Raw genomic sequence first — 1287 nt, 5'->3', positions numbered from 1 at the left:
TATACGGAATTTTGGGATGGTTCTGTTTTGCACCGCTTTTCTTTTAAACGGGGCGGCTGGCTTGTCCGCAATGGGCAAGAGATCGGTTCTCGCCGCCGCTCTATTCTCAACTTATAAGCTCTCATTATTGATAGGGTTCTCATTTATAGGAATTGATCATGACAAGTTTACAAACCAGCATTGACGTGGAATTGCAGGTTCCGTTTCTTTATCAAGATAAAGGTGGCAAAGAATCTCTCTGCAAGAAACTGACCTTTTATCGCCCCACTTTTAAGCATGCCAAGCAATTAGCGGTGCTCATTGGACCACAATTGACAGAGCTGCTGCTTCCTGAGTTTGGAGAGCAAAAAACCACTTTGAGCAATGATGTGCTTATCACGAAGCTTTCTCAAGTTTTGTTCACAAGTGAGGCAACAGAAGGCATCACAGCACTTTTGGCTGATATGTCACATGAATCTATTGAATTGATTGATCGAGTTGATGTGATGGATATTGTCGCAATATTGAAGGCTTTTTTTGCTTTTTTTACGCAACGCCAATCCTCTCTGCCAGACAATTTGGGGCAGAACTAGCTCTTTATTATCACTGGGCGCCTTCAGAGATTAACCAGATGGATTGGCTGGATGTGATTGCCTATCGAGAAGAACTCGCGCGCCTGAAAGCTCAAGAATATGAAAGCCATCAGTTAGGATAAGAGACGATCATGGATGTTTCTCTTGTTGTGCGTTTTGTTAATCATCTGCAAGAGGGGATCGCTTCTGCCAAGCGAGATCTTACAGCCTTTAGTTCAGATGTTGCGCATTTCCAAAACAAGACAAGGCAGCATTTTAAAGGGTGGTTTGACCCTGAGCATCTTAAGAAAGCTACAGCCCATGCAGAAAATGCTTTTATCCATGCGCGTGGACGTATGGTGGGGGCGATTGCGCAAACAGCAACCTTAATTGCACCGCTCTATAAAGCCATGCAATTTGACCAATCGATGAAGGGATTAGAAAAGGTTCTCGATGCCCCCCTTGATCGCTTAAAGGAATTGCGCCGTTTTGCGCTTGAAACCTCCACCAAGATTCCGTTAGCGGCGCGTGAAGTCTTAGAACTGATGACCAGTGCTAGCCAAGCAGGCATTGGTGAACAAGATCTGGAAGCTTTTAGCATTTATGCTGCCAAAGCGGCTGTAGCTTTTGATATGACGGGAGATCAGATTGGGGAGCGCTTTGCCAAATTGCGCAATGTCTTTAAGCTTAATCAGGTAGGTATTGAAGATCTAGGTGATGCTATCAATCATCTCTC

General features: G+C 44.5%; 2 protein-coding genes. Both read left to right on the top strand.

The genetic code is table 11. The annotated features are described in order from the left end of the window. Positions 1-158 precede the first annotated feature (158 nt). Positions 159-572, top strand: coding sequence for a hypothetical protein (locus tag ACFIL3_RS10230; protein ID WP_375667721.1), 414 nt, complete (start codon positions 159-161; stop codon positions 570-572). Positions 573-703: 131 nt separating this feature from the next. Beyond that, on the top strand, positions 704-1287 hold a 584-nt coding region (locus ACFIL3_RS10225; protein WP_375682231.1), incomplete at its 3' end, for a phage tail tape measure protein.

It is taken from the genome of Bartonella sp. CE47NXGY (assembly GCF_042195415.1).
In the GTDB taxonomy this organism is placed as follows: domain Bacteria; phylum Pseudomonadota; class Alphaproteobacteria; order Rhizobiales; family Rhizobiaceae; genus Bartonella.
This window is presented reverse-complemented; position numbering and strand designations above follow the sequence as displayed.

Bases quoted from the DNA above. Each gene is read 5' to 3' on its own strand.
- ACFIL3_RS10230 (WP_375667721.1), top strand. From the start codon at position 159: ATGACAAGTTTACAAACCAGCATTGACGTGGAATTGCAGGTTCCGTTT.